This is a genomic window from Marinilabilia sp., from assembly GCF_016278715.1.
Classification (GTDB): Bacteria; Bacteroidota; Bacteroidia; order Bacteroidales; family Marinilabiliaceae; genus Marinilabilia.
On record NZ_JADQBH010000131.1, the window covers coordinates 1 to 25,827 of the forward strand.

General features: G+C 39.7%; 22 protein-coding genes, 6 tRNA genes and 1 other RNA gene. 14 read left to right on the top strand and 15 right to left on the bottom strand.

All coding sequences use genetic code 11. From position 1 onward, the window contains the following. The 6 genes from QZZ43_RS08225 to QZZ43_RS08250 form a co-directional block, all read right to left on the bottom strand. A partial coding sequence (locus tag QZZ43_RS08225) for a PLP-dependent cysteine synthase family protein (protein ID WP_291857827.1) occupies window positions 1-610 on the bottom strand: 610 nt, incomplete at its 3' end. A 27-nt stretch (window positions 611-637) separates the two neighbouring features. Further along, on the bottom strand, window positions 638-1,066 hold the full coding sequence (locus QZZ43_RS08230; protein ID WP_291857829.1) for an Rrf2 family transcriptional regulator: 429 nt from the start codon (window positions 1,064-1,066) through the stop codon (window positions 638-640). A gap of 520 nt (window positions 1,067-1,586) precedes the next feature. Continuing rightward, window positions 1,587-2,003 (bottom strand): hypothetical protein, encoded by a 417-nt coding sequence (locus QZZ43_RS08235; RefSeq protein WP_291857831.1) that lies wholly within the window; start codon window positions 2,001-2,003, stop codon window positions 1,587-1,589. Between the two features lie 79 nt (window positions 2,004-2,082). Next, complete coding sequence (locus QZZ43_RS08240; protein WP_291857833.1) at window positions 2,083-2,514, bottom strand: hypothetical protein; 432 nt, start codon at window positions 2,512-2,514, stop codon at window positions 2,083-2,085. A 526-nt stretch (window positions 2,515-3,040) separates the two neighbouring features. Continuing rightward, window positions 3,041-4,729 (bottom strand): hypothetical protein, encoded by a 1,689-nt coding sequence (locus QZZ43_RS08245; protein ID WP_291857834.1) that lies wholly within the window; start codon window positions 4,727-4,729, stop codon window positions 3,041-3,043. Between the two features lie 22 nt (window positions 4,730-4,751). Beyond that, a complete protein-coding gene (locus tag QZZ43_RS08250) occupies window positions 4,752-5,912 on the bottom strand; it encodes a BamA/TamA family outer membrane protein (protein WP_291857835.1) in 1,161 nt (386 codons plus the stop codon). A 290-nt stretch (window positions 5,913-6,202) separates the two neighbouring features. Here QZZ43_RS08250 and QZZ43_RS08255 point away from each other — a divergent pair, with 290 nt between their 5' ends. The 3 genes from QZZ43_RS08255 to QZZ43_RS08265 all read left to right on the top strand — a co-directional run bounded on the left by QZZ43_RS08255 (window position 6,203) and on the right by QZZ43_RS08265 (window position 8,182). After that, window positions 6,203-6,733 carry a hypothetical protein gene (locus QZZ43_RS08255; protein ID WP_291857836.1) on the top strand — a complete coding sequence of 177 codons (531 nt, stop codon included), beginning with the start codon at window positions 6,203-6,205 and terminating at the stop codon, window positions 6,731-6,733. Continuing rightward, entirely contained in the window at window positions 6,724-7,656 is a 933-nt protein-coding gene (miaA, locus tag QZZ43_RS08260; RefSeq protein WP_291857838.1) for a tRNA (adenosine(37)-N6)-dimethylallyltransferase MiaA, read from the top strand. Before QZZ43_RS08255 ends, miaA begins: the two co-directional genes overlap by 10 nt. A 64-nt stretch (window positions 7,657-7,720) precedes the next feature. Further along, window positions 7,721-8,182 carry an NUDIX domain-containing protein gene (locus tag QZZ43_RS08265; protein WP_291857840.1) on the top strand — a complete coding sequence of 154 codons (462 nt, stop codon included), beginning with the start codon at window positions 7,721-7,723 and terminating at the stop codon, window positions 8,180-8,182. A gap of 5 nt (window positions 8,183-8,187) precedes the next feature. Here QZZ43_RS08265 and QZZ43_RS08270 read toward each other — a convergent pair whose 3' ends face one another. From QZZ43_RS08270 to QZZ43_RS08280, 3 genes are all read right to left on the bottom strand, one after another. Continuing rightward, window positions 8,188-8,916 (bottom strand): bifunctional 2-polyprenyl-6-hydroxyphenol methylase/3-demethylubiquinol 3-O-methyltransferase UbiG, encoded by a 729-nt coding sequence (locus tag QZZ43_RS08270; protein WP_291857841.1) that lies wholly within the window; start codon window positions 8,914-8,916, stop codon window positions 8,188-8,190. 225 nt (window positions 8,917-9,141) lie between these two features. Continuing rightward, the gene (locus QZZ43_RS08275) at window positions 9,142-10,089 is read right to left on the bottom strand and encodes a glycosyltransferase family 2 protein (protein WP_291857843.1); all 948 of its coding nucleotides are present in this window, start codon (window positions 10,087-10,089) and stop codon (window positions 9,142-9,144) included. Next, complete coding sequence (locus QZZ43_RS08280) at window positions 10,089-10,661, bottom strand: DUF4199 domain-containing protein (protein WP_291857845.1); 573 nt, start codon at window positions 10,659-10,661, stop codon at window positions 10,089-10,091. The genes QZZ43_RS08275 and QZZ43_RS08280 overlap by 1 nt, the downstream gene beginning before the upstream one ends. 855 nt (window positions 10,662-11,516) lie before the next feature. Here QZZ43_RS08280 and ffs point away from each other — a divergent pair. From ffs to QZZ43_RS08335, 11 genes are all read left to right on the top strand, one after another. Then, window positions 11,517-11,610, top strand: an RNA gene (ffs, locus tag QZZ43_RS08285) — signal recognition particle sRNA small type. Between the two features lie 8 nt (window positions 11,611-11,618). Beyond that, a tRNA-Thr gene (locus QZZ43_RS08290) sits at window positions 11,619-11,692 on the top strand. Window positions 11,693-11,737: 45 nt separating this feature from the next. Continuing rightward, window positions 11,738-11,819, top strand: a tRNA-Tyr gene (locus tag QZZ43_RS08295). Between the two features lie 7 nt (window positions 11,820-11,826). Continuing rightward, a tRNA-Thr gene (locus QZZ43_RS08300) sits at window positions 11,827-11,903 on the top strand. Between the two features lie 188 nt (window positions 11,904-12,091). Then, window positions 12,092-12,173, top strand: a tRNA-Tyr gene (locus QZZ43_RS08305). Between the two features lie 6 nt (window positions 12,174-12,179). Continuing rightward, window positions 12,180-12,252 (top strand) — tRNA-Gly (locus tag QZZ43_RS08310). Window positions 12,253-12,365: 113 nt separating this feature from the next. Beyond that, a tRNA-Gly gene (locus QZZ43_RS08315) sits at window positions 12,366-12,438 on the top strand. Between the two features lie 117 nt (window positions 12,439-12,555). Beyond that, window positions 12,556-13,173 carry an L-threonylcarbamoyladenylate synthase gene (locus tag QZZ43_RS08320; protein WP_291857847.1) on the top strand — a complete coding sequence of 206 codons (618 nt, stop codon included), beginning with the start codon at window positions 12,556-12,558 and terminating at the stop codon, window positions 13,171-13,173. A gap of 315 nt (window positions 13,174-13,488) precedes the next feature. Further along, window positions 13,489-14,280 (top strand): polysaccharide biosynthesis/export family protein, encoded by a 792-nt coding sequence (locus tag QZZ43_RS08325; RefSeq protein WP_291857849.1) that lies wholly within the window; start codon window positions 13,489-13,491, stop codon window positions 14,278-14,280. A gap of 20 nt (window positions 14,281-14,300) precedes the next feature. Next, a complete protein-coding gene (locus tag QZZ43_RS08330; protein WP_291857851.1) occupies window positions 14,301-16,619 on the top strand; it encodes an exopolysaccharide transport family protein in 2,319 nt (772 codons plus the stop codon). Window positions 16,620-17,220: 601 nt separating this feature from the next. Continuing rightward, window positions 17,221-19,131 (top strand): nucleoside-diphosphate sugar epimerase/dehydratase, encoded by a 1,911-nt coding sequence (locus QZZ43_RS08335; protein WP_291857854.1) that lies wholly within the window; start codon window positions 17,221-17,223, stop codon window positions 19,129-19,131. A 143-nt stretch (window positions 19,132-19,274) separates the two neighbouring features. On the opposite strand, the gene QZZ43_RS08340 is transcribed toward QZZ43_RS08335, so the two are convergent. The 6 genes from QZZ43_RS08340 to QZZ43_RS08365 all read right to left on the bottom strand — a co-directional run bounded on the left by QZZ43_RS08340 (window position 19,275) and on the right by QZZ43_RS08365 (window position 25,762). Further along, complete coding sequence (locus QZZ43_RS08340) at window positions 19,275-20,666, bottom strand: right-handed parallel beta-helix repeat-containing protein (protein WP_291857856.1); 1,392 nt, start codon at window positions 20,664-20,666, stop codon at window positions 19,275-19,277. A gap of 351 nt (window positions 20,667-21,017) precedes the next feature. Beyond that, window positions 21,018-22,175: an aminotransferase class I/II-fold pyridoxal phosphate-dependent enzyme gene (locus tag QZZ43_RS08345; protein WP_291857858.1), complete on the bottom strand. Its 1,158-nt coding sequence runs from the start codon at window positions 22,173-22,175 to the stop codon at window positions 21,018-21,020. Window positions 22,176-22,204: 29 nt separating this feature from the next. Next, window positions 22,205-23,296, bottom strand: a complete 1,092-nt coding sequence (locus tag QZZ43_RS08350; protein WP_291857860.1) for a GNAT family N-acetyltransferase — start codon at window positions 23,294-23,296, stop codon at window positions 22,205-22,207. A 114-nt stretch (window positions 23,297-23,410) separates the two neighbouring features. Beyond that, entirely contained in the window at window positions 23,411-24,064 is a 654-nt protein-coding gene (locus QZZ43_RS08355) for an acetyltransferase (protein ID WP_291857863.1), read from the bottom strand. Further along, window positions 24,048-24,656, bottom strand: coding sequence for a sugar transferase (locus tag QZZ43_RS08360; protein WP_291857865.1), 609 nt, complete (start codon window positions 24,654-24,656; stop codon window positions 24,048-24,050). The genes QZZ43_RS08355 and QZZ43_RS08360 overlap by 17 nt, the downstream gene beginning before the upstream one ends. Window positions 24,657-24,706: 50 nt before the next feature. After that, complete coding sequence (locus QZZ43_RS08365) at window positions 24,707-25,762, bottom strand: hypothetical protein (protein ID WP_291857867.1); 1,056 nt, start codon at window positions 25,760-25,762, stop codon at window positions 24,707-24,709. Window positions 25,763-25,827: the final 65 nt, after the last annotated feature.

Genomic DNA, 25,827 nt, shown 5'->3' on the forward strand with positions numbered 1-25,827 from the left:
CCACAGCCACAATCTTTATTCCGGGAATTTTCTTCTTCAGGTGATGTCCCACTCCTGTGATGGTTCCACCTGTTCCAACCCCTGCAACAAACACATCCACCCTGCCATCGGTATCATTCAGTATTTCTTCGGCGGTAGTCCGGTAATGCGCATCAGGGTTATTTTTGTTGTTAAACTGTTGCGGAATAAAGGACTTTGGATATTTTTCAGAAAGTTCATGAGCTTTAGCAATCGCCCCTTTCATGCCATCAGGAGCAGGAGTAAGAACCAGTTCGGCACCAAACTTCTTTAAAAGTTTGCGACGCTCAATACTCATGCTTTCCGGCATGGTTAAAATTAATTTATAGCCTTTTACTGCAGCCACAAGCGCCAAACCAACTCCGGTATTCCCACTGGTAGGCTCCACAATAACAGTATCCGCATCCAAAACGCCCTCTTTCTCTGCCGCTTCTATCATTGACAATGCGGGTCGATCTTTAACAGACCCTCCGGGGTTGTACGACTCCAGCTTAGCAACCACCTCTGCCCGGGCACCTTCAGCCAGTTTATTAACTTTAACCAAAGGAGTATTTCCTATCAGTTCGATTATGTTCTGAGCAATTTTTGTCATAGTATCTGATTTTTATATTTTTTAAAACTATATGTAATACATTAATCCTTCGTCCTGAGTATTCAAAGCCGGGAGTGCATCAAGAAATAGTTCCCCGAAAACCTTATTCACAGAGTCGGATGTCTGCTTCAGGAACAAAGAAATTGCTTCCTGCTTGGACGAAACGGCATCCCGGCTACTAGTATTATTTTGTCTCTCCCACTCAGGGTCGAGACATCGAAAAACTTCAAGTAGAGAAATCTCTTTTAAGGGACGTGCCAGCCGGTAACCGCCCTGCGCACCCCGTTTTACTTCCACCAGTCCGCTTTTTCGAAAGTCAGCAGCAATACCTTCCAAAAACTTCGGCGGAAGATTATCTGAAGCAGCCAATTCATTCACAGCCCTGTGTTCCGGCCATAAATAATGCAACTGCAAAAGAAAAACAAGACCATAATTAACACGTTTTGAAATCTTCATTACCTCTCTTTTTTGTATGCTTTAATGCAAAGTTAATTCTTTTACTATTATCAACAAGGACATCAACTAATTTTTTTGTATACTTTTTTTATATGCTTTAACAAGAGGCTTTAGAAATTGTTCAAACTTTTTCATTGGTGTCCGGCTATAAGAGTTGATATTGCTTTACTGCGTTCGAAACGACAACTTTTTGTAACAATCAAAACATCAGCCAATTAATTATTGGCCCGCAATCGGGTACCCGCTGTACTTGTTGTTGATGCCTCGGGTTTCCACAAGGGATTAATGAAATTGCCCCCTTCCAGGGACCTCCCTGTTCTGTCAGTTTCGCATTTTGCCTCAAGCGTTTTGGAACAACCAGTATAAAAAAACCTCAGAAGTTGCATCAAAACAACATCTGAGGTTTTGTTTTCTCAACTCAAAATAAAAATAAAATGAATTGAGGGTTTGGGTAGAATGGGAACGGGAATAAAATGAAGGTTAAAGGGTGATATATTAGTCAATAAAAAATATAATTCTTTCAACCTTTTATCCACACAAGGCATGCGCCCAGGGTCGTAAAAGGTCTAAGTTCATACATAAAATTTTCCCTTGCAATCAACATCAATACAACGATATTGTGGGGATTATTGGCAATCACACCTATCTTATACCGACCTACAAAAGAAATATTTTCAACAAAAAAATCCACAATTCTCATATATGCAGAAGCTTTAAAGGCCAGGCGAGCGTCACTGAAATCAAGAACAACACCTTTCGTCCCGGAAGGAACAGCATCATTCTTCATTAAATCATCCCAAAATGCAATGATATCATCAACTGTTACCTTTCCCTTAAAAATTCCAACTACACAATTGGCTTTCCAATCGTAATCGATAAAAAAACCTTTTTCATTCAACACAGGCGAGAATCCGGTTTGTTCTTTTATTAAATTCATAAACATCCATTTAGTAGTAAAAAGCCCCCCGGGGGCAACGGGGGACTTTTGGGGGATTAAACATCCGGGGTCGGGTTTATCATTTTATGGAAAACTTTCCAGCATAGGTAGTCATTCCCAGGTGCAATTCTATCCTGTAATAACCGGCGGTCAGCTGAGAAATATCTAAGCCATAAACTCCGGATCCACTTACAGAATAAACTTCACCAACACTTCCACTGCCGGACAAACCATATATTTCAACTTCTAATGGGCCTTCATAATTTTCAACAACCACCACCATGTCCTCTCCTCTCACATCTGCTTGAACATAAACAGGCAAAGAGAGAGATTTCAGCTGATTGAAGCTAGATGCTCTCAAAATCACTTCCCGAATCTTCAACAACTCAATCGCGATTGGTTCATCGGTCGGTATCTCTGTATCATCTCCTCCATCATTGTCTCCTTCAGCTTGTGCCACGCCAAAACCTGAAAAGGTTAAAGAAATTACAAAGACAATTAGTAAAAACATTTTTTTCTGTAGCATAGTCTAATAATTATAAAGTTTAAACAACTAATCATATTTCAAAGTAAGCAGTTAACAACCACGCTACCAATAGTTTTTAACATACAGCTTTTATTTTAATGGCATTAAAGGAGACAACCGACTGATTGCTATTGTTTTAACAAACAGACATTAACAGTTCTGGGATAAATGGGGATGGACAAAACACTCGTGGGATAAACGGACTAATTCACTTATCAACAAAATATTACAAGGCAAAAAACATAGATTATAGTCAAAGTATTCGCTGTTCCTAATTAATGGTCACATATGGCAAAACCATAATATAAAAAAGTCAAAACCAAATATTTTATTGAGAAAATTGAAAAGTAGAGATTTAGATTACTTAACCGATAACCCAGGACAGGATATTTCCCTCGCAATGTCCCCATTTCAGTTGGAAGAGATAGAGTGTAGGGGGTTTCCTTCCCAGATAATATCATTAAAATCCTTGCAAGCAAAAGGCAACGAAAGCCGTTTAAGAGTAGAACGTTTAGAATAAGGACAATAAATCATCAAGAGATGGATAATCATACAAATTCTCAAGAATTCTTTTTTTCAGATTAGACTTTCTGACTCTAAGATTATTATTGGAAATACCCAGAACGGTAGCAATCTCGGCAGAAGGAATTTCATATTTTAACAAAAACAGCACCACTTTCTCCGTATTGGTCAGAGAAAAACCCGCCGGGATATCTACACTGGAGTAGAACAAATCATCATTCATCAGGTTGTACATCATTCCTGAGAATTCCTCTTTCAAGGCACCCAACTCGGTTTGAAGTTCATGATACGCCGATGAATCAGACTTTATATATTTTTGAGAAAGCATATCAAAACGCTGCTGGGCAACCATTTCACGCTGCGTTATCAGTTGGTAAAACCTTAGCAAATGCCTTCGTTGAAGACTTTCACGCATTTTTCCGGCCACCTCTTTCTCTGCAGAAATCCTCATCAGACGTTCATTTTCCAACTCAACCCGACTTCTTTTTAAATTAAGAAAATGGATAAGAAAAATAAACAGAAGCAGCACAAATACAGCACTGTATGCAAAAGTATATCTTTGAAGTTTCTGCTTCTGCCTTAGCGTTTCAACCCTGGCCTGCGACAAATCATATTGCTTTTCCAGCTCCAGGATCTTCTTCTGGGTTCTTTCTTCTGTATTCTCCACCAGAAATTCCATAGCATTTTTATACTGTTCGGCAGCCAATTTAAAATCTCTCTTATGCAACGCCAACCCGCCAAGATTAGAAAACAGTTGATAATCACCATTCTCACTGGTTGAATCGGAAAAATGGTCTACCGCTTTGTGTGCATAAACAAGCGCTGAATCAATTTCCCCTAATCCTGCATAAGCCCTGCATATTGAATAATAAACATTTGAAAGTCTGGGCTTTTCCTTCATGGCAGTAATCTGATTCTCCAAATCACGGTAACCCTTCAATGCATTTGCATAGTCGCCCTGGAGAAGATAATAAGCAGCTCTTGCGTTGATTATATCATAGCGAAGTTCCGGAGAAACCCCCGTCAGACTCTCAAGACTGTCCAAAACGCTTATGGCTTTTTCATTATTTCCACTGGAAAGATACCTCCAAAACACTGCAAGAGAAGTAACCACCAGGGTTTCCACATCTCTCATCTCATTGGCCCTTTCCAGAGCCCTATCCAGGTAGGATTCGGCCAAATTATCATTTCGGTTGATGTAATGAAGAATGCCCAGATAAAACCAAAGCTTTATCTCTTCCTGCACCGGAATCAAGTCCGGATACACTTCTATCATTGCTTCAACTTCTTTTAATGGGACATAAACAAGAGAATCGGGAGTATTCTTCACCTGATAACGTACTACTCCCTGATAAATAAGGGCTCTGCCCAGGTTTTGATCAGGGATAGGATTTCTGAATTCTTCTACTGCAGTATTGATAGCCGAGTCGCTCGAAAACCCTCTATCCAGCCTGTTGCAAACAATGGTGTTCAGCAAATGATAGTAAGCACTATTTTGGCTATTCAGCTCTTTGAGATCAATTTTTTGGAGAGAATCTTCCGCAGCCTGAACATTCTCATAAACGAGACTGTCTGTCACAACCAACTTCCTTTTCATCTCTTTCTGAAAAGGAGTTTGGCAACCCGCCAAAACCAATAGAAGAATCAACAGACTAGCAGAAAAGGCTCTCATTGGCATTTAAAAGATTTTAAGGATCAGGCTAAAAAGCTTCTTTCAAAGATATAAAAAAACCTGTGGTTCCGATTGAAGACGCCCCAAAATCAAAACGTACATTCAAAGGATCATCCGGTAGCATTCTAAAGCGTAGTCCTCCCCCCACCGATGAAATAAGATCAGAAAAAGGCTTCTTAAAATGACTCCCCGCCTGGCCTGCTCCGGCAAATGCAACCACTCCAAAGCGCCACCACAAATGGTGTCGTACCTCGGCGCGAGCGAGCCACACAGCATTATCTGTTTCTTTCAGCGGATGTCCGATTCCCCGAAGACGCTCTTTACCCCCAAGATAAGGCTCTTCAAAAAAAGGAATCTCATCGTGAGCATAATCCATCACTAACTGAAAAGCCAATGTGGCGACATCCTCTTTCAGGGAGAAATATTGCCGTCCATCGAAAGTATATCTTTGATAGTTGTAATCCCCTGCGCCGGCAACCCCTGCAAACAAAGGATAAAACGTAAGCCAGGATCCTCTTTGGGGAGAAAGGGTTCGATGCCTTGTGTCAAAAACCAGCTTGGGACCGATGCCTAGTATCCACCCCCCATCGGATCCAACAAATTGTTCCTCCGCAAATACCCTTCTGGTGAAGGTGTCAAACCGATTATTATTAAGAAGGATTCCACCCCCAATCCACAAGGAGGGAAGTAAATTATTTAAAAAGTCCCATTCGATCCGAAACTCTTTTCGGTCAAAATAAAACTCCTCGTCGGTCCCACCCAGCCAATACTGATCTTCACGACTATTTACGAAGGACTCTCCTGTGGTCAGCCATGATGAGTGAAAATACCACTCATGTTCAAACTGCAACTGAAGCATACCTTTGGTGGAATGTTCCAAATTTATAGCAATGGTGTTAAATTTTCCTTTGCGCGAACTATTCCACTTAATAGCCGGCATAACACCATAAACAAATCCGTTGCGGGGACTGACACTAATGGAAGGATAAAAAGTATAGACCACATCACCTCTTTCCCAGGTTACCAGGTCAAGCACTTTTTCTCCTAGCCCGGCAATTCCACCTGCTTCCGCCAGGGAATCATTAGTTAAGGGTTCAGAAACACTTACATTCTGAGAGTGGATCGGACCATTGACCCAAATAAATACCATAACCACTAGTGAAAGCCTGAAAAAGCGAGACATAATCATATTAAAAAATATTTCAATCCTGACATTCCAGACAAGATTTTGAGTTGATACTAAATACTTTTATTTTTTATTGTTTAGACCTGTTTTTTCCAATTCAGGCAGAAAAATACCTGTTTTTTGTAACAATTCGGCTAGTTTTGCGTTTTTCCTTACCGGTGGTGTTTGCGACCCACAACATACAACACTGATTTAAGGCAAATTAAACCCTTTTTGCTATATTTTGTCCTTGGAAAAGAGGTTGTAATTATTGATATTATCATAATCAGGATTAACCGAACCATTTATTCTATATGTTATATAAATTTCGCATCATATCCAGTGAAAATGATGAATTCATAAGAGAGATTGCCATCAACAGTCAATCGACTTTTTTTGATCTACATCGCTTCATTGTAGAAGAACTGGATTATGAAAAAAGCCAAATCACCTCTTTCTTCCTGACTGACCAGCACTGGCACAAAGAACTGGAGGTTACGCTGATTGATATGACAGACGGACAAAATCCGGACATCAAGGTAATGGATACCACAAAACTGGGTGAACTTATCACCGAAAAGAAACAACGCCTGCTCTATGTTTTTGACCAATTTGCAGAGCGGGCCCTGTTTCTGGAACTCTTTGAAATCAAAAATAGTGACATCGACCAGCCTCAATGCACCAGACGAGAAGGAACGCCTCCTGCACAACTGGACAGTTCTGCGATGGAAAGTGGAGACCTTACCGACATCGACCTGAGTGAAATTTTAGGTAATGAGGAGAGCGAAGACTTTTTAGACCACGGAGAGCAGCTGGATTCTTACGACGAGGAGGAATGGTATTAAATTATAAAAAAAGTGTTATTGTCGTCACGGGACCAACAGGCATAGGTAAAACCGGATTGAGTATCGATCTCGCCCGGGAATTTGACTGTCCCATAATATCTGCCGATTCCCGACAGATTTTCAAGGAGTTGAAAATTGGAACGGCAGCCCCTACCAATGAAGAGTTGCGAAAAGCAACACACTATCTGATTGGAACACATTCCATCTTTGATTATTACAGTGCTTACAAATACGAACAGGAGGCCCTGGCTCTGGTCGACAAACTTTTTGAGGCAAACGATGTGGTTATTCTTACCGGAGGGTCGATGATGTATATCGACGCATTCTGCAACGGTATAGATGAATTGCCCACCATTGACCCGGAACTCCGTGACAACTTACAGGAAGCTTTTCGGAAAGAGGGCTTGGAAAACATTCGACGACAATTAAAGTTGCTGGATCCTGTTTTTTACAATCAGTTGGATCTGAAAAACCCCAAACGGATAATTCACGCATTGGAAATCTGCCTTATGACCGGTCGCCCCTACTCAGCACTACGCACCAACACAAAAAAAATACGTCCATTCCACATTGTTAAGATAGGGTTGGACATGGATCGTTCCCTGCTTCACCAACGCATCAATCAACGAGTGGACCAAATGATGCAGGATGGCCTGGAAAACGAAGCCAGAGGTCTGTATGCCCACAGAACACTCAACTCCCTAAATACAGTAGGTTACAGAGAATTCTTTGATTTCTTTGACAATATCATAAACCGTGAAAAAGCCATTGAGTTAGTAAAACGGAATTCGCGACGATATGCACGTAAGCAACTTTCCTGGTTCCGAAGGGACGAAGAAATCACCTGGTTTTCGCCTCAAAATACTGAGGAAGTTATTACATTTGTGCAAAGGAAAATAAAACGGACCGGGGCCCATAATTAATTAGTTTTAATCTTTCTCACGGTTTACAATCTTTTGAGAAGGGCTCCGGTTTTTTTTCGCTCATATGGGAAATTCAAACTGCTTCAACATCAGAGTATACGGTATTTGCATCCGGAACCATCAGCTTCTTGTATCTGATGAGTATGTACTGGATATGTATATGACAAAATTCCCGGGGGGCGGTCTGGAATATGGAGAAGGCCCCATTGAATGTCTGAAACGGGAATGCCGGGAAGAAATGGAACTTGAAGTAGATATTACCGACCATTTTTACACTACCGATTTTTTTCAATCGACAAGGTTCTTCAAAGACACTCAGCTCATCAGTATTTATTACCGCTTTGAACTGCCTGATAATCTGTGCATTCGGGCTTCAAAAGAAAAATTTAATTTTGAGAAGGAAATAAACGGAAGCCAGTCCTTCAGATGGATACCAATATCGGAGTTAACCCCCGAAGAGATGACTTTTCCGATTGACCGCAAAGTTGTGGAGCTTATAAAAAAGAATATTCAAGATAACGTGTGAACAGATTATTTCTGAGCAGAAACAATTAGCGGTACGGAATCCATGGACAGGGTTTCGCCTTTGAAATTCCCGTAGAAAAGAACATTCTCAAAACCACAGTTTTTCAGCAAAGTCTCTAGCTGCTGACGACGCAAAGGCAATAATTTAACGACATTACAGATTTCCTCGCCGCTTTGTTTAACTTTCAAAATTGTCCTGAAATCGATCGATGCTGCTGAATCGTTGAAATCGTAAAACCGCTCAAATTTTATCTCATCATTCTCAATGGTGGGCAGTCCTTGAATCTGCTTGTCAAAAATTCGATCGTAGTTTATGATTTGAACAATCACACTTGAGCCGGGCTTTAAAACCGCCCAAACATTCAAAAATAATTGGCTGACCTGCTCCAAATCATTTAGATGAACGAGCGTATTCCCGAAAGAAACCACTGCATCAAAAATACTTGCTTCCCATTTTTCATTAATTTTCAATACATCAAGCACTGAAAACCGAACATTCTCCTTCCGCACTGCTTTTTCCTGTGCAAAAGCAATCATTTCCGGATCCAGGTCAATCCCTTCAACCATGGCTCCCTGCTCCACCAATTGCAAGGCCAGATTTCCGGTTCCGCATCCTGCCTCAAGAATTCGTTTGCCGGCAATATTTCCGGCTACCCGGTTAATAAAATTTACCTGCAGGGGAGCCGGCGGAAAGATGTAATCGTAAAATGGAGAAATAGATTTGTAAAAGGACATAATCAGGCCTGTTTTATGTTCGAGAATTGCTTTGGTTGGGTAATGTAATTTAGCCTGAATAATTCACAAATTATCTATTACAATGTCCAACTATCCAGGAGATACAATCGTCCTCAAAAAACCGGATTAAAAATAATTGCCTATCTCTTTCTCCACTTAATTTGCGGTTGCTTGTATTTCATGATATTCGAATATCCCATAACGAAAACTCATGAATTAATCAGGTTAGATTTTATCTGACACCGAATACTCGTTTCTGTCCGGACGATTGCGGGAGACAAGTTCAGCAAGGAAACCGGTAACAAAAAGCTGAGTTCCCAAAATCATGCAAACCAATCCGATATAGAAAAACGGATTGCTGGTAACCAGAGGTACTACAATGCCATGCGCCACACTATACAATTTGTGCACTCCCAGCCATATCGCCAGCCCGGTTCCTATCAGAAACATCAAAGATCCGAGCGCTCCGAAAAGATGCATGGGTCTGTTGCCAAATTTAGAGATAAACATAACCGACAATAAATCCAAAAAACCTTTCATAAATCGTTCCATCCCAAATTTGGTGACACCGTATTTTCGCTCACGATGGGTCACAACTTTTTCAGTGATTTTATAAAAACCGGCACGTTTGGCCAAAATGGGAATGTAGCGATGCATTTCACCATATACCTCAATATTCCTGACCACCTCTCTTCTGTAAGCCTTCAGACCACAATTAAAATCATGAAGTTTTATTCCTGAGATAATTCGTGCGGTTCGGTTAAACAGTTTACTGGGAAGCGTTTTATTTAAGGGGTCATGCCGTTTCTTCTTCCAGCCACTCACCAAATCGTAACCATCTTCCCGAATCAAACGGAACAACTCAGGAATCTCATCAGGACTATCCTGCAGGTCCGCATCCATTGTAATAACTACTTCCCCCTGCACAACTTCAAAACCTTTATTCAAAGCCGCCGATTTTCCGTAATTTCGCCTAAACCTGAGTCCTTTCAAAAAATCATATTCCGCTTTCAATTCCCGGACAACCTGCCATGAACCATCAGTGCTGCCATCATCAAGCACTACAACCTCAAAGTCAATTTCCATTTTTGAACATACTCGCTCAATCCACTGGATTAATTCCGGCAGTGATTCTTCTTCATTAAAGAAAGGAACAACAAGTGATAATTCCATTACTCAATAGTTTTCATGGCATTAGAAAATGGGTCTTGCGGTCTTCTACGTTGAAAGATGGCAATAACCAAAGAAAAAAGCAATGAAGTAAAGCCAACTCCAAAAATCCCCGAGAAAATCATCAAAACAGGATTCGCCACCAAAGCAAACATATCTTCCATCCGGGCCACTTCATTTTCCGACATCCCCATTGCCAAATAAGCCTCCTGCATCTGAACAATCAGTTCATCGGTATAAGCCGGATTAATCACCTTCATATACAAAAACATCCAGGCACCAGAAATAATTCCGGCCAGCATTCCCATCCGTGTACCCAGCCAGACACCCTGGCCGTAACCAAGCCAACCCTCCTGAAGATTTTGCCGGTACCGAACCATGGAAACATGTATAAAACCAATGTAAACCAGCCAGGTAAGCACGTTATTAAAGAAAGAGGTTTCGAGGCCGGTCAATTGTAAAATCAAAAACACCGCGGAAAGCGCCAGACCCATAAAAGTGCCCTGATTCAACACAAACCGGGCCTTCTGCTTCTGTATATCCTTATGTGTATTTTCTGTTGACAAATCATCCATCGTTAATGTAACTTATTAAAATTAATGCACCGCTAAAATACACAAAATGTCTTGAAATGGACATTTACTTAGGTAATCATTTAATACCGGAGCAGAAAAAATCACCCAAATACTTGCAAGCAAGTCGCAAAGCCGAGCAAAGCTATTCCGCTATAATAGCTGTCTTAAATAAGATCGGGAACTTAGAACGTTTTAAGTATTTACAAATCACGTAAGAGACATAAGATAACAAAAAGGGTTTGAACCATATAAGGCATATAAGCATTTTGGGTTTTATTATCAGGATTGTGGTATAACCAAACCCACAACAAAAACATTGATTTCAGTGTGATTACGTGTTTCCTTAGATAAAAGTATTCAAGTCGCAGAGACAAAAGGCAGGCCCATGAAAGAGGCCAGGTGGAATAAACCGGGGCAACAAGGACAAGTGGGCAGGAGCCCCGGATGGGGGCCAACAATTAATTTTGAGGACTAAAGCAAAGTCCATTTTGCAACAGGACTAAAGGCTAAGAAAAAAATTCAGTCCACACATCTTCAGCAAATTGTGATTTTGCTTTGATAAAAGGCTCCCATTAAAAGAGCAGGTATAAACCAATATTTTCTGAATTGGCATTAACTCTAAGCAAGATTTCTCAAGGCTCTTATCACTCAACTAAATATTAGTTTCTTTTACCCAACCCTATTTTTCAGTTAACCAATCACACTCCAAACAAACCTTAAATGAGGAAAACAAAAATTATTTTTAGTCAAAAACAAATTGAATTCAAACACCTTAGCTAAAAACCTGCAGCGAAGTGCAATTTTTTTTCACCTGGAAATTTGCCGGCAATAGTAAAATTTCTACTTTTGCACCCCGGGTAAGTCCTATACGACCAGCTCCCGCTGAATTCCCCCAGGGCCTGACGGCAGCAAGGGTAGGTGGTTGTAGCGGTGCGATATAGGTAGCTTACCCGCCCTGCCAATATAGCTCAGTTGGCCAGAGCAGCTGATTTGTAATCAGCCGGTCGGGGGTTCGAATCCCTCTATTGGCTCACCATTAAGGTCTTTGAAATTGCGGGTCTTGTAAATAAGTTACCGGGGAGATACCGAAGCGGTCAAACGGGGCAGACTGTAAATCTGTTGGCTCAGCCTTCGTAGGTTCGAATCCTGCTCTCCCCACTTTTTTGCCAATATAGCTCAGTTGGCCAGAGCAGCTGATTTGTAATCAGCCGGTCGGGGGTTCGAATCCCTCTATTGGCTCCAAAAATAATTTGCTTTTTCGTTTGCAGATAGGATAATTTATTTATCTTTGTCGTCCCAAACGTAAGGCTTTACAAGGCCTGTAAACGTTCTTTAATAATACTGAGGTGAATACCAAAGCGGTCAAATAGAATTCCGGAGCATCGGAAAAAATTTGTTGGCGCAGCAGTAACCACCATTAAATAATTACCGGGGAGATACCGAAGCGGTCAAACGGGGCAGACTGTAAATCTGTTGGCTCAGCCTTCGTAGGTTCGAATCCTGCTCTCCCCACTTTTCGCGGGAATAGCTCAGTTGATAGAGCATCAGCCTTCCAAGCTGAGGGTCGCGGGTTTGAGTCCCGTTTCCCGCTCAAAAAAACCTGATTGTTAATTCGATCAGGTTTTTTAGATTTAACACATATTTAAAGAAGAGAAGCCCCTGAAGAAACAGGGAGCAGTGATGTTAAATTCTCTTCTGTTTTTCGCGGGAATAGCTCAGTTGATAGAGCATCAGCCTTCCAAGCTGAGGGTCGCGGGTTTGAGTCCCGTTTCCCGCTCAATTCGAAGCCTGATTCGATTGAATCGGGCTTTTTCATGCAAAAATCTGCCCATGTATCTATCTTCACAAATTATCTATTCTTATATTTGCTTAAGAACAAATATTTTCTGAAGCTATGCTGGTAAAAATATATCCCGAAAATCCCAATCCACGCGAAATTCAAAAGGTGGTTGACGTACTTCGAAGCGGAGGAATCGTAATTTATCCGACCGATACGGTTTACGGAATGGGGTGTGATATAAACAACATCAAGGCGCTGGAAAAGATTGCCCGAATCAAAGGTATTAATCCTAAAAAAGATCACCTTTCATTCATTTGTCATGATTTGAGTCACCTGTCAGACTACACAAAGCCATTGGGGAGTGCCACCTTTAAGCTGGTCAAGAAAAACCTTCCGGGCCCCTTTACTTTTATCCTACAGGCAAACAACAGTGTCCCAAAATTCTTTAAAAGCAACAAGAAAACCATTGGACTTAGAATCCCCGACAACCCGATTATTATTGAGATCATCAAAGAATTGGGCAACCCTATTCTAAGTACTTCCATTAAAGATGATGATGAAATACTGGAATACACCACCGATCCGGAATTGATTCATGAAAAATACCAGAACCTGGTAGATATTGTAATTGATGGGGGAAATGGGGGAAATGAGGGCTCCACCATCGTGGACTGCACCTCTGATGAAGAATTTGAAATTTTACGCCAGGGAAAAGGAGAACTGGAATTTTAGGGAGCATAGCCATAGCATTTTTTCAGGAAAAAGAAAATTAGCAGTACATGGCATATTGTTTTATACTTGATACAACACCATCTATTCATAATACTTCCATGTGGTAAATGAACAAAAAAGCCTCATATAATTAGTTAACTTAGTTCACTACAACCTACATCAAATTATGGTTAACCAGGAAATCCCGGACCGAAACTATTTTTTCATAACTTTTTGATTAACATACAATTTTCATTGATAACATTTGCCATCTTCTGCTTATATTTGTTATTAGTATGATTTTAAACATGATTAATAACCCTGTAACTCTCAGCTATGTTAGTCAGTCTTTCAAAATTCAGATTTCTCCTTATCCTTTTGGTATTTACCTCGTGTGTTCCACTTAAGAAATCCATCTATCTGCAAGGAGAAATTGCAAAAGATCTTTCTGAGATTGAATCCAGATATCTTTCCGACCAAACACCATATCTGATTAAACCCAATGACAATTTATACATACAGATTAACAGTCTGGATGAACGAACCTCTTCTTTTTTGAACAATGAGACCAATGTCACCACCCGCATTGACAATCCAATGGCGGCAAGCCTCGTTGGCTACAGGGTATCAGAAGATGGAACCATCAATTTCCCCTTCGTTGGAAAAGTCCATGTTGCCAATCTGACACTGGACGAAGTTCATGAAAAAATTCAAAATGTTGTTTCCAAATTCATAGAAGAAAGCAGCGTGACAGTAAAGCTCTTAAACGACAATATTACCGTTCTGGGAGAAGTTCGGGCCCCCGGACGATACCTCCTCTACGATGAACAAATCAACATCCTCGAAGCACTAAGTCTTGCAGGAGATGCAACCGATTTTGCCAACAAAAAAAGAGTGCGTCTGATTCGAAAAGAAGGTAGTGAAATTGAGATGGTAATTATGAACACCCTGGACGATGAATTGCTCCTTTCCAGCTATTACAATTTAAGACCAGGAGATATCATTTACGTTGAGCCAAGACGATTAAAATCGGTTAATTTAAGCTCAATGCCCCTGAATCTTGTATTTACTTTCATCAACACTTCGCTGTTGCTATACACCTTCTATATCACCAATTTTGATAATTGAAATCTTCAATTGTTCTTGTTATGTTCGACGAAGAAACCAACTTTAATGAAAAGCCTCTCAACCTCAGAAAGGTTTACTACAGGATACTAAATTATTGGTACTATTTACCGTTATTTTTGATTCTTTCAATGGCATTGGCTATTTTCTTATACAAGTCAACACCAGCTCAATATAAAATAAGTGCACAATTGCTCATTAAAGAGTCCCAGCAACAACTAACACCCATCGGAGCAGAAGAAACAGCCTTGCCGGGTATTAACCTTGGAACGATAAGCAATCTTGAAAACCAATTAATCATTCTAAGCTCGTCGAAACAAATAGAAAAAAGCCTGAGAGATTTAGAATTCACCATCAGCTACTATGAAGCAGGTACATTCAAGGAATCGGAAATTTATAATGATAGTCCGTTTTATGTAAAATTGGATACCGGTGGAATGGCGTTGCCCGAAGTAAAATATAGTCTAAAATTTGAATCAAACGATCAATTTCAACTTTACAGAAAGGGTGAGAAAAAGTCTTTAGGTCGCTATAAATTGTTTGACCAATTAGAATCAAACGGCTTAAAATTTTCTATAATTCCCAAAAGCAACATAGAGCCGGGAAGCCTTGAAAACAGAACATTTTCCTTTCAGATAACCCCTTTGCAGGAGTTGATTCAGAATTATCAGGAAGCAATTATCATTTCTGACGTTAAGCCTGGAGCCTCTGTTTTTGAAATCTCCGTTCATGAAAATAATATTCAAAAAGGGAAAGATTTCATCAACGAACTGGCTCAAAATTCTGTTTCATACACCCTTGAGAAAAAAAACCAAATAGCGAACAACATCATCCATTTTATCGAAGGACAACTAATCAATGTTGGAGATTCGTTAAACAGAACCAAGAACATGCTGGAGAACTTCAGATCCAGAAACGAAATGGTGGACATCTCCATGCAGGGACAAATGATTATAACCAGGACAGAAACGCTGGAACTGGAAAGAAACATAATTGAACGCCAATTGGATTACTACCAATACCTGGTATCTTTCCTTGAAAACAATGAAAACATTCTAAACCTGCTCTCTCCATCTGCCAAAGGCATCGAAAACCTGACCATGGAGCAAATGATTGCTGACCTGTCTGCTTTGAATGCCGAAAAACAAAGTCTGCAATTTAATTCCAAGGAGAGCAACCCGGCGATTGCCCGGATAAACAGGCAAATTGAAGCACAGAAACAGAATATTCTTCAGCAGGCACGAAGCAATGTCGCTGCTACGCAAAAAGATATGGCGGAGATCAACCAAAGGCTCATGGCATTGAGCAACGAAATAAGAAGACTCCCCAAAAAAGAACAGGTATCGCTGGACATTGAGCAAAAATTCCAGACAACCGATCAACTACACTCATATCTGATGGAGAGAAGATCGGAAGCTCAACTGGCAAAGGCTTCAAACATCCCTGATAATGAGATTATTGAAAGAGCAGACGTCATCAAACAAACAAAGCCAAATCTGCTATTTCTGATCATTATGATTTTGCTTTTGGGCCTTATTATTCCTCTCATGGTGATTTTCTTTATTGCTATTTCCAACAACAAAATCCAGGACAAAGAAGATTTGGAAAGTATTAGCAAATTGCCCTTCATTGGAGTTACCCCAAGAGTTTCCTCCAGTGAAGTTATCAACAAAAACAACTCAAACACCTTGTTTTCGGAATCAATTAAAAATATCCGGACGGCAATAGAATTTTTTCCTTTGCAGCAAGAGTCCAAATGTATCTTGGTTACTTCAGGAATTGCAGAAGAAGGAAAGAGTTTAACAGCATCTAACCTGGCTATATCTTACACACAGTTGGGAAAAAGAACTCTCATTATTGACTTTGATATGCGAAAACCGGCTATTGGGAAACTATTCAACGTCAACGGCAATAAATACGGAGTAAGTACTTATCTGGCACAGCAAGATGCGAAGGATATACACAAATTAATTCAGTCCAGTGAAGAATATCAGCTGGATGTAATTCCCTCCGGCAAAATACCGCCAAATCCGGCTGAACTGATAAGCAGCCATCAGACAGAGCTTTTGATAGGTGAAATGAGAAAATTATACGATGTAATTATAATTGATTCGCCGCCAATTGGGTTGGTATCTGATGCTTTGCTATTGAGCAAAATTACTGATATTAATATACTGGTAACCCGGCACAACACAACGCCAATTCCAATGCTCAAATCATTACTTAAGGATTATAAAATAAAAAACATTAAAAATTTATGCCTGCTTTTGAATGATTACCCCGCAAAAAAACATGCCTATAATAATTATACCTATCACAGCAAATATTATAACAAGGAGTAGTTTAAAAAAACCTAACGGCGAAAGTTTTCGAACACATTTTGTTGTCACCCCATTCGCAAGTTTTTATATTTCTACTTAACGAAGATAGGAACCAACAGACTTAAGGCCTGAAAACAATAGCCACGGGCAAATAGTTAACGCACCATCCCAACTATTTGCCCGCGATGCCGTGAAATGGGCAGGACGAAAGACATACAAATGGATTTTAACCTCAGAACGAATTCCCCTGTCGAATGGCTACCAGGCTTTCGGCCTGTGTTTTTAACCATTTTTTCCTCGGCATTTAAGCTTTTTTTTCCGGACTCAAAAGCAATAGAATTAAAAAATATTTTTCCTGAAAATTACCAGTAAAACTCAGCCATTTATTCCTACAAAAAAACATCAATTTTCCACCTTTTTTACTCCACATTTTACTACTGTTTAACTTAAAAAAATGCACTTTCATCACAATTTTCTCATAATTTTTTCAGGAAAAATGACATTCTGAATATTGTGTTTTAAATTGTATAACAAATTCTTACAGAACCTTCAAGCATTAATTACATGTACTTTCTAAGTCAACGGTGAAATTATTTCTGAATCAGTTTAATTTATATCGGCCATGAAGTTTCTATTATTAAAATCATTCAAATCCAGGCTCTTGTCTCCCTGGTGGATTCTTGTCATTGATTTGGCAATAGTGGGCAACACCTTTATTCTTGCCTACCTGACTTTGCCCGACACCAGTTTTTCTCTGGAAATCAAGGGGATTCTCACAAAGAGCATTTGGGTAATTCTTTTTTACTTAATTGCCTATTTAATTTCCAACTCATACAAAGGCATTATCCGCCACAGTGGATACTATGAGTTTAGAAAAATTTTTGAATCCTGCTTTGGGGGTGTTTTAATGCTGTTTGCAGTCAACGAATTATTCTTTCAGAACGAACTTAGTAGTTTTAGAATATCCCGACATATCATAATTCTCCACTTCCTGTTGACGGTAATTTTTACATTAACCTTTCGAATCCTGGTAAAAGAAATCTTTTCGTTAATCACTAAAAAACACGCCACCGTCGATGCTTTTATTTATGGCGCAGGAGAAATGGGTCAGATTTCCATGGAAGCTATAAACAATGACAAAGAAACCCGTTATAATGTTGTTGGATTTATAGATGACGATCCGGGCAAATGGAATATCAGACTCCAAAACCGTCCGGTGATGAGCTGGAAAAAAGCCCTTTCAGTCGCCGAAAAAAAAGACGTTAAAGTTATCATACTGGCCATTAACGATATAAGCGTTAAACGCAAACAGGAAATCTCAACAAGTTGCCTCAACAGAGGCTGGAAACTCAAAGTAATGCCAACTGTCAGAAACTGGATTGATGGCTTATCCAATCAGAACCAGATAAGAGACATTAAAATTGAAGATATTCTTGGACGTGAAGAAATAAAACTCAATCAGCAACGAATCATGGAGGGATTGGAAGGCAAAGTCATTCTTGTTACAGGTGCGGCTGGTTCTATCGGTTCCGAAATAGTTAGACAATTACTCAGGTTTCCTGTAAAAAAAGTCATCATGCTCGATATTGCTGAATCATCTATTTATGACTTGCAGCAAGAGTTAATTCTTAACCATGTTGACAAACCTTTCGAAGTTATCCTGGCCGATGTAACCAATTTTCATCGTATGAAGGAAGTATTTGATTCGTTTCGGCCACAAATCATTTTTAACGCTGCTGCCTACAAACATGTTCCCTTAATGGAAGCCTTTCCTTACGAAGCCATCAGGGTTAATATTGGAGGCACCAAAATTTTAGCCGACCTGGCCATCCAATTCGAGGTGGAAAAATTTGTAATGGTCTCGACCGATAAAGCCGTCAACCCGACAAATGTAATGGGAACCTCAAAAAGAATATGTGAGATATATATTCAGGCACTGTCTCAACTTAAAAGTTTAAAACCCGCTTTTATCACAACACGGTTTGGGAATGTACTGGGCTCCAACGGATCTGTAGTGCCATTATTTAAAAAGCAAATAATAAAAGGAGGCCCGTTGACGGTAACGCATAAAGACATAACCCGCTTCTTCATGACCATTCCCGAGGCATGCCAGCTGGTCCTGGAAGCCGGTTTCATGGGTAAAGGTGGCGAAATACTTGTTTTTGACATGGGAGAACCCGTAAAAATCTACGACCTTGCCAAGGCTATGATTCGACTTTCAGGGCTTAAAATTGATGAAGACATAAAAATTATCTTCACTGGCTTAAGGCCAGGAGAAAAATTATACGAAGAACTATTGGCCTGTCGGGAAAATACTCTTCCCACTCACCATGAAAAAATCATGATTGGGAAAGTGATTCGATATGAATACGATTCCGTTAACCAGAAAGTTGAAGAAATGCTTAAAGCCCTGAAGAACGAAAACGATAAACTCCTGGTTGCAAGAATGAAGGAACTTGTACCTGAGTATAAATCAGAAAACAGTCTTTATTGTGAGTTAGATCGGGAATTGGTGGAAACAAATTTTGAATAATAAAAAAAGAGATTAACCATTCGTGGTTAACCTCTTTTGTTTCAGATAGTGAAAAATCATTTCCCCTAAATCTAATTATGTAAGGAAAAAAGCAACACTATTCATTAAACCTCTGGCAACATTCCGTCTGACTAAGCAAAAATCTATTCAACTTTATATTCACAAGCCCTTCCGTCAAAAGGAATCTCAGTATCCAAAGGCAGATGAATAAGTATGCCATTCAAGAAATTATCGAAAGCAATCCCCCGAACATTGCTTAATGACATACCCCCGCAACTTCCATCAATTTCTACATAATTGTCTTTAAGTGTCACATTTCTCATGTCAGTTAATCCTATAGAACCTGATGTTATAGAATTATCAATAATCTTGTGGTCTGTTCCCTCATACATATAGAATCCACATCCATTTAAGACATTCCCGCTTATTAAGGTTGTATCCGGATTTGTCTTTGAATACTTATTAGGATACATAGCAATACCAACACCTTTTGAAGGTATATTAAAAGTAATTTCATTGTTCCTAATAATTGGAGCAGTATTATTCCAATAGATTACTGACCTCCAATGGTCAAACCCCTCTCCATCTTCCATTATATTGTCTTCTATAACAAGATCCCAGGCGTCAAAATTAATAATATGCCCTCCTTTGTTATGATGAAAATAATTATTCCTGATGGTAATATTTTCACTATGATATATTTCACTCTCAATATCAATTCCAAACTGAGGTGCAGTCCCATGTGTATGGTGAATCTCATTATCTTCAACTAAAACATCTATGCCACCCACAATAGAAATACCCTGCCTGCGGTTGTCAAATATATCATTTTCCCTGATAACAATACTCTTCACCGAAGAGCCTTCTCCTGCGTATCCCTGTAGCAAAATACCATCTCCAGTTGCTTCGCTTAGTCTCATATTTTCAACCGTGACGTTTTCACTCTCATGAGTAATTGCAATACAATGACCGCCGCCATGAGTATGCCCCTCTGTATAAGTATGGTCATACCTATCACCCAGTATAGTTCCACCTGATATCACAACATTTCTCTGTTCAGAAACAGCAACGGTGTAGTAATTTCCTTTATTATTAGGCACCATTTCAATCAATGCATCTTTATCCATGAAAAAAGCCATATTACTTTTCAACTTAATTCCTCGATGAAATGCTCCATTTTCATCTTTTCCCACAATAAAATGACCTGCAGGTAATCGAATAATCCCATAACCCTCGCCAACAGCCCAATCGATGGCAGCTTGAAGATTATCGGTTGTTTTTACAGGTTGGGTACCGTCACTTGGAATATCCCAATATTGCAAATCAATGGTATATTCTTCTTCCGGAATTTCATCATAAGGTAGGACAACCTTTGAAATGCTGTCTTCATCGGTATTAACTGGTACTTCTGAACTATCCTCATTTTCCGGCATTTCCTGATTCGCCGGATAGTCTGAACTGGGAATTAAATTCTCCCCATCACACGCCACAAGCGTAAAAATCGCAATTACAATTAAATAAATCAAACCCTTCATAATTCTTTACCTCATATTAATTAATAATAAAAAAACTTCTCTTCCAGATCTTCTCTTCACTGCGCTTTTTCACTTCAGCGAATCACCCTTCGACATATAATCATCATCAGATTCTATCTGTTTTATTATTCCTTTAGACGTAAAAAATTCAAAAATGTTATTCATTTAAATTACTTTTTATTACACGAACCGGCATTTATTGAAGACAAACAATGTAAAACCTTTGACAAACGGTGAATCATTCTTATTTACTGGCCAAGAAAATAACGCAAAAAAAACCCATTCGAAAAAAATTCAAATGGGCATAAAAAACTCAAAACTTTTTTTTTTAGTTTTGCTGCATTTTATACTTTAAGTCAGAATAGCTTTATTTTTCAGATGAAAAATTTTCAGCAGTACACGCTTAATAAACTCCAGATCCTCATCACTTAAATTACTGCCGGAGGGAAGGCACAGTCCCTGTTCAAAAAAACGCTCTGAAACCCCGGTACCAAAGAAAGGAAATCGCTGAAAAACAGGTTGCAGATGCATTGGTTTCCATAACGGTCGTGATTCAATATTCTCTTTCAATAGAGCAAGCCGCAAAGTTTCACAGGTAATTCCGTTACTATCTTCGGGATCAACCAAAATAGCAGTCAACCAAAAATTGGAGAAATACTCATCTCCCGGCTCTGTCTGAAATGAAACCCCGGGAACATCCTGAAGTACTTCCCGGTACCAGGCATTGATCCTGCGCCTCTTTTTAACGCGCTCATCAAGAACCTCCATTTGGCCCCGACCTATACCCGCCAAAACATTACTCATCCTGTAGTTATACCCTAACTGGCTGTGCTGATAATGAGGCGCCTCATCTCGGGCCTGGGTAGCCAGAAAACGGGATTTACGAATCAACTCCGGAGCATCAGACACCAGGGCACCTCCGCCTGATGTAGTAATTATTTTATTCCCATTAAATGAAAGGACACCAAAGTCCCCAAAACTTCCTATTTTTTTGTTTTTATAGGAAGCCCCCAACGCCTCAGCAGCATCCTCGATAATGGGAATGGAATAATGTTTAGCTATGGCACAAATTTCTTCCATCCGGGCAGGCATACCATACAAATGAACGGGGATGATTGCTTTCGGCTTCATTCCTTTCGCAAGCCGGCTTTCAATTGCTTTCTCCAGGGCTTTTGGGCACATATTCCAGGTATCTTCCTCCGAATCCACAAAAACAGGTGTAGCTCCGAGGTAACATATTGGATTGACCGAAGCTGAAAAGGTAAAACTTTGCACCAAAACCTCGTCTCCAGACTTCACCCCCAGTAAAATCAAGGCCAAATGTAAAGCTGCAGTTCCGGCACTTAAGGCCGAAGCACCTCCTACATTCAGGTATTTAGCAATACTTTTCTCAAATTCGTCAACATTAGGGCCCAATGGAGCCACCCAATTGGACTCAAAAGCCTCCTGGACATATCGCATTTCATTGCCTCCCATGTGGGGAGACGATAACCAGATTTTAGTATGCATAGATTTTTTATTTTAAGAAAATCTCCAATTCACCAGTAATATTCAGATTCATCTGAAGGACCTCTGTATTGAGGGAAAAAACCAGGAACCTGATTAACCACACCACAATCATCCTGGCATTCTGATACTCTAATCCTTACCAATAAATCGTACAACTCCTGATTAAATATTTTCTTCCCGATGAAAAAAGGAAATATCCCGGTTGGCGCAAAGGCCTTCTTGTATTCAAACAGACTATCAGACAAGTTATAGCCACCACCCAGTATATAAGCCAATTTACTTTGTTCTATCCCCCAACATATAATATTGTGCTTCACAAAATCATTGGGCCGATAGCCAAATGAATCCCCATCAGTAGCTGAAAGAAATGAATACAAGTTATAATCAGAAATGAGTACCAAATCTGCAGAAAGAATTTTTCCTTCCAGACAGGCATAAACATAAACAAAATGCCCAGCTAACTTTTTATGAATGCGATCAAAAAACTGACGATCAAAATAATACTTTCTCTTCGCCTGCCTGCGATCCATGGTCCCATAATAAATTTCCATAAATTCAACCACTCTGTCTCCTGCAAAATCAAGTTGCAACTGCAGTCCGGAATTGTTCGCCTTACGCACATTGTTTCTGACTTTCTGTTTATAGTCCAACCAGATTTGCTGTTTCCCCCTGGTAAGATCACAAACAACATTGTCGTTATTGTGAACAACTTCACCGAAATAGTGCTTCCACCCTTTTCCAAACAAATCAAACCGAACAAACTCACTAACAATCTCCTGAGAGACAGCCCACTGACTGAAGGCTGCATTAAATTCAAGAACCAACTCTTTAAAATCCCCTATTCCAATGAAAAAGTAACCACCATAACCGTAGGGAGAAATAATATCATAACAGGCTTTTGGCACTTCTGCACAATTACAATCAAAGGAAATCTCCCTCAAGCAAAACGGATAGATCAGCACACCTGCATCAGATTTCGAAACAGCGCACCTTGCCCTGGAATTATCACTATATAACCTCAAATAATCAGGATGCGCAAATATCTCTTTCCCATCCCAGTCTTCCCAAATAGCCAACCACTCAAGATAATCCGCTTCTATTTCGGCAGATAGAACCTTCATTTGCAAAATATCTGTTTCGATTGTTGCTTGCTTTAAAACCGGACTATAATTCATACAACCATTTTGCTGCTGATAAAACAAATCATACGTTCGTAAAATCCGGGTTAGGAAATATCAAACAGAGCCAAATGGCCAAAATTTATTGTGCGCCGGCTCATAATAACGGATAATACGACCGGGATTGCCTACAACAATGGCAAAATCAGGAACATCCCGGATAATAACCGCCCCGGCTCCAATGGTTGCACCGTGTCCAATGGTAATTCCAGGCAGGATAACTGCTCCGGCACCAATCTGAGTACCTTCTGCTACCTTAACATTCCCACACAAAGTAGCATGGGGGGATATATGTACAAAATCTCCAACCTCACATTCGTGATCTACCGAAGCACCTGAATTAATAATGACATGCCTTCCGATGAGACTGTCAACCTGAATAATTGAGTTATGAAAAACCACTGTGCCTTCGCCAATTTTCACAGATGGGGAGACACAAGCTGAAGGATGCTGAATACGTCCAAACTCTTTCTTAACTTTCTCCACAATTTTTTTCCGGATTTTATTGTCTCCGATTGATACAATCATCGGATTAGTATGATTCTCCGGGTTATAAGTTCCAAAAAAAGGAATTTCTCCAAAACAATCTAAATTCGGGTTGTCATCAAAAATTCCGACAACGCAACCTTCATTCGCCTTAATGCATTCGGCGATAACCTTGGCATGTCCGCTGCCACCGTACAATATAAATTTGTTATCTTCTGTTGCCATACCACATTTCCATTGTTGCAGAATTTACAGGGCTCTCATCCCTCCCTGCCAACACATTACCCCCTGTTTTTAAAAGGATTTTAATATCCAGCAAAAAACTCAGATTGTCAACATAATAGATATCCAGTTTGAACTTTTCATCCCAGGTAATTGCATCCCTACCATTAACCTGCGCCCAACCGGTAATCCCGGGCTTAACATCATGCCGCCTCGCCTGTTCTTTGTTGTATAAGGGCAAATAGGCCATAATCAAAGGACGTGGACCAACCAGACTCAAATCGCCTTTTAATACATTTATTAACTGGGGCAATTCATCCAAAGACATTTTCCGTATTATTTTCCCAACGCCAGTCAAACGCAGTTCATCAGGCAGCAACTCTCCATTTTCATCCTTATCATCTGTCATTGTCTTGAACTTATAGATGGTAAATGGCTTCCCCTTAAATCCGGGGCGAACCTGAAGAAATACCGGGTTTATCCGACAGGTGATTAGAATAAACAAGTAAACGAAGAGAAATACCGGAGAAAAAAGAATCAAAAAAAACAGTGCACAAAAGAAATCAATGCAGGGTTTTATAAAACGTACGTACATCCTTCAAAAAATAAATTAATAATCTCAGAAACAGTAAAGGGAAGGCGAATTTACAATTGAATCATTTTTGAATTAACTACTTTACTCATCCACAATAAATCTTCGCGGGAATAGCGAAAATCTATTGGCAAGGAGAGCATCCTTCTTGAGAAATCTTTAACCCGCATACTAATATTATCATCCCGCACCTCCCAGAGAATGCCGGGATAAATATTCTCTTTGATTAATTCTTCTCGAACCCAATCGCGACAGGTTGTGTCATCAAAGAAAAGAATCAGGGAGAAATCGGACAATTGCCCATCAGGTTGTAGCACTTTGCACCGATTAGGAGTCAGGTGTTGTAAAAGGAATTGTACATTCTCAATTTTCCTTTGGTTCAAATATGAAGGAATACTTTTAAGTATTTTGCGGGAGATGGCTGAAATAGCAGATATTTCACCTTTTCCAGTTTCACTTTCAGTACTGTTAAAAATTTCTAGAAATTCCTCTTTTAAAAAAGGGTCCCCGGACTCAAGGTAATTACTTTTCAGCTCCATCCCACGGAATCGTTGATTAGATAATTTTGCATGTGGGGCGGAAATTTCAGGTTCTGAAATCCTCGATAAATAGTTTTTAGGAGACCAGAGAATTCCTCCATCCGGAATTGGAATACTTTTCCTTAATGAAGCAAAACACCAGTCGGCATTACTGCGCTTCGCCCATTCCGAATCCAAAGCGTGCGAATGATCTTCAATTACAACAACATTCAAATTGGTATTATCTCTAAATGTTCTCCAGCCAAAATAATTCATCCGTAATAATACATCTCCTGGGTAAAAATGTATCTTTTTAATCACTTCTAAGTCATCGGCAAGAGGGAAATCAGGATACAGGACTACCTGAATTCCCGTTTCCTTTATTGAATCAATTACATCGTAACAGAAATATTCGGGAATAAATAACCTGAACCACTCTTTCTTGTCAATGTGGTATTGTAATAGCGCATTTATAGCATATCTCCCGCATCCGTAGTAATATGCCTTTTCAGGTAATGATAAACCATCATCGGGCGAGAATTTAGCAGCATGGAATACTGAGCCAATCTCTTTTTTCTTTACGCCATTCATTAACTACTACTTAGACAAAGAAATGGTAAAAACAAGCAACAAATAATTCAACAAGGAGAATACGT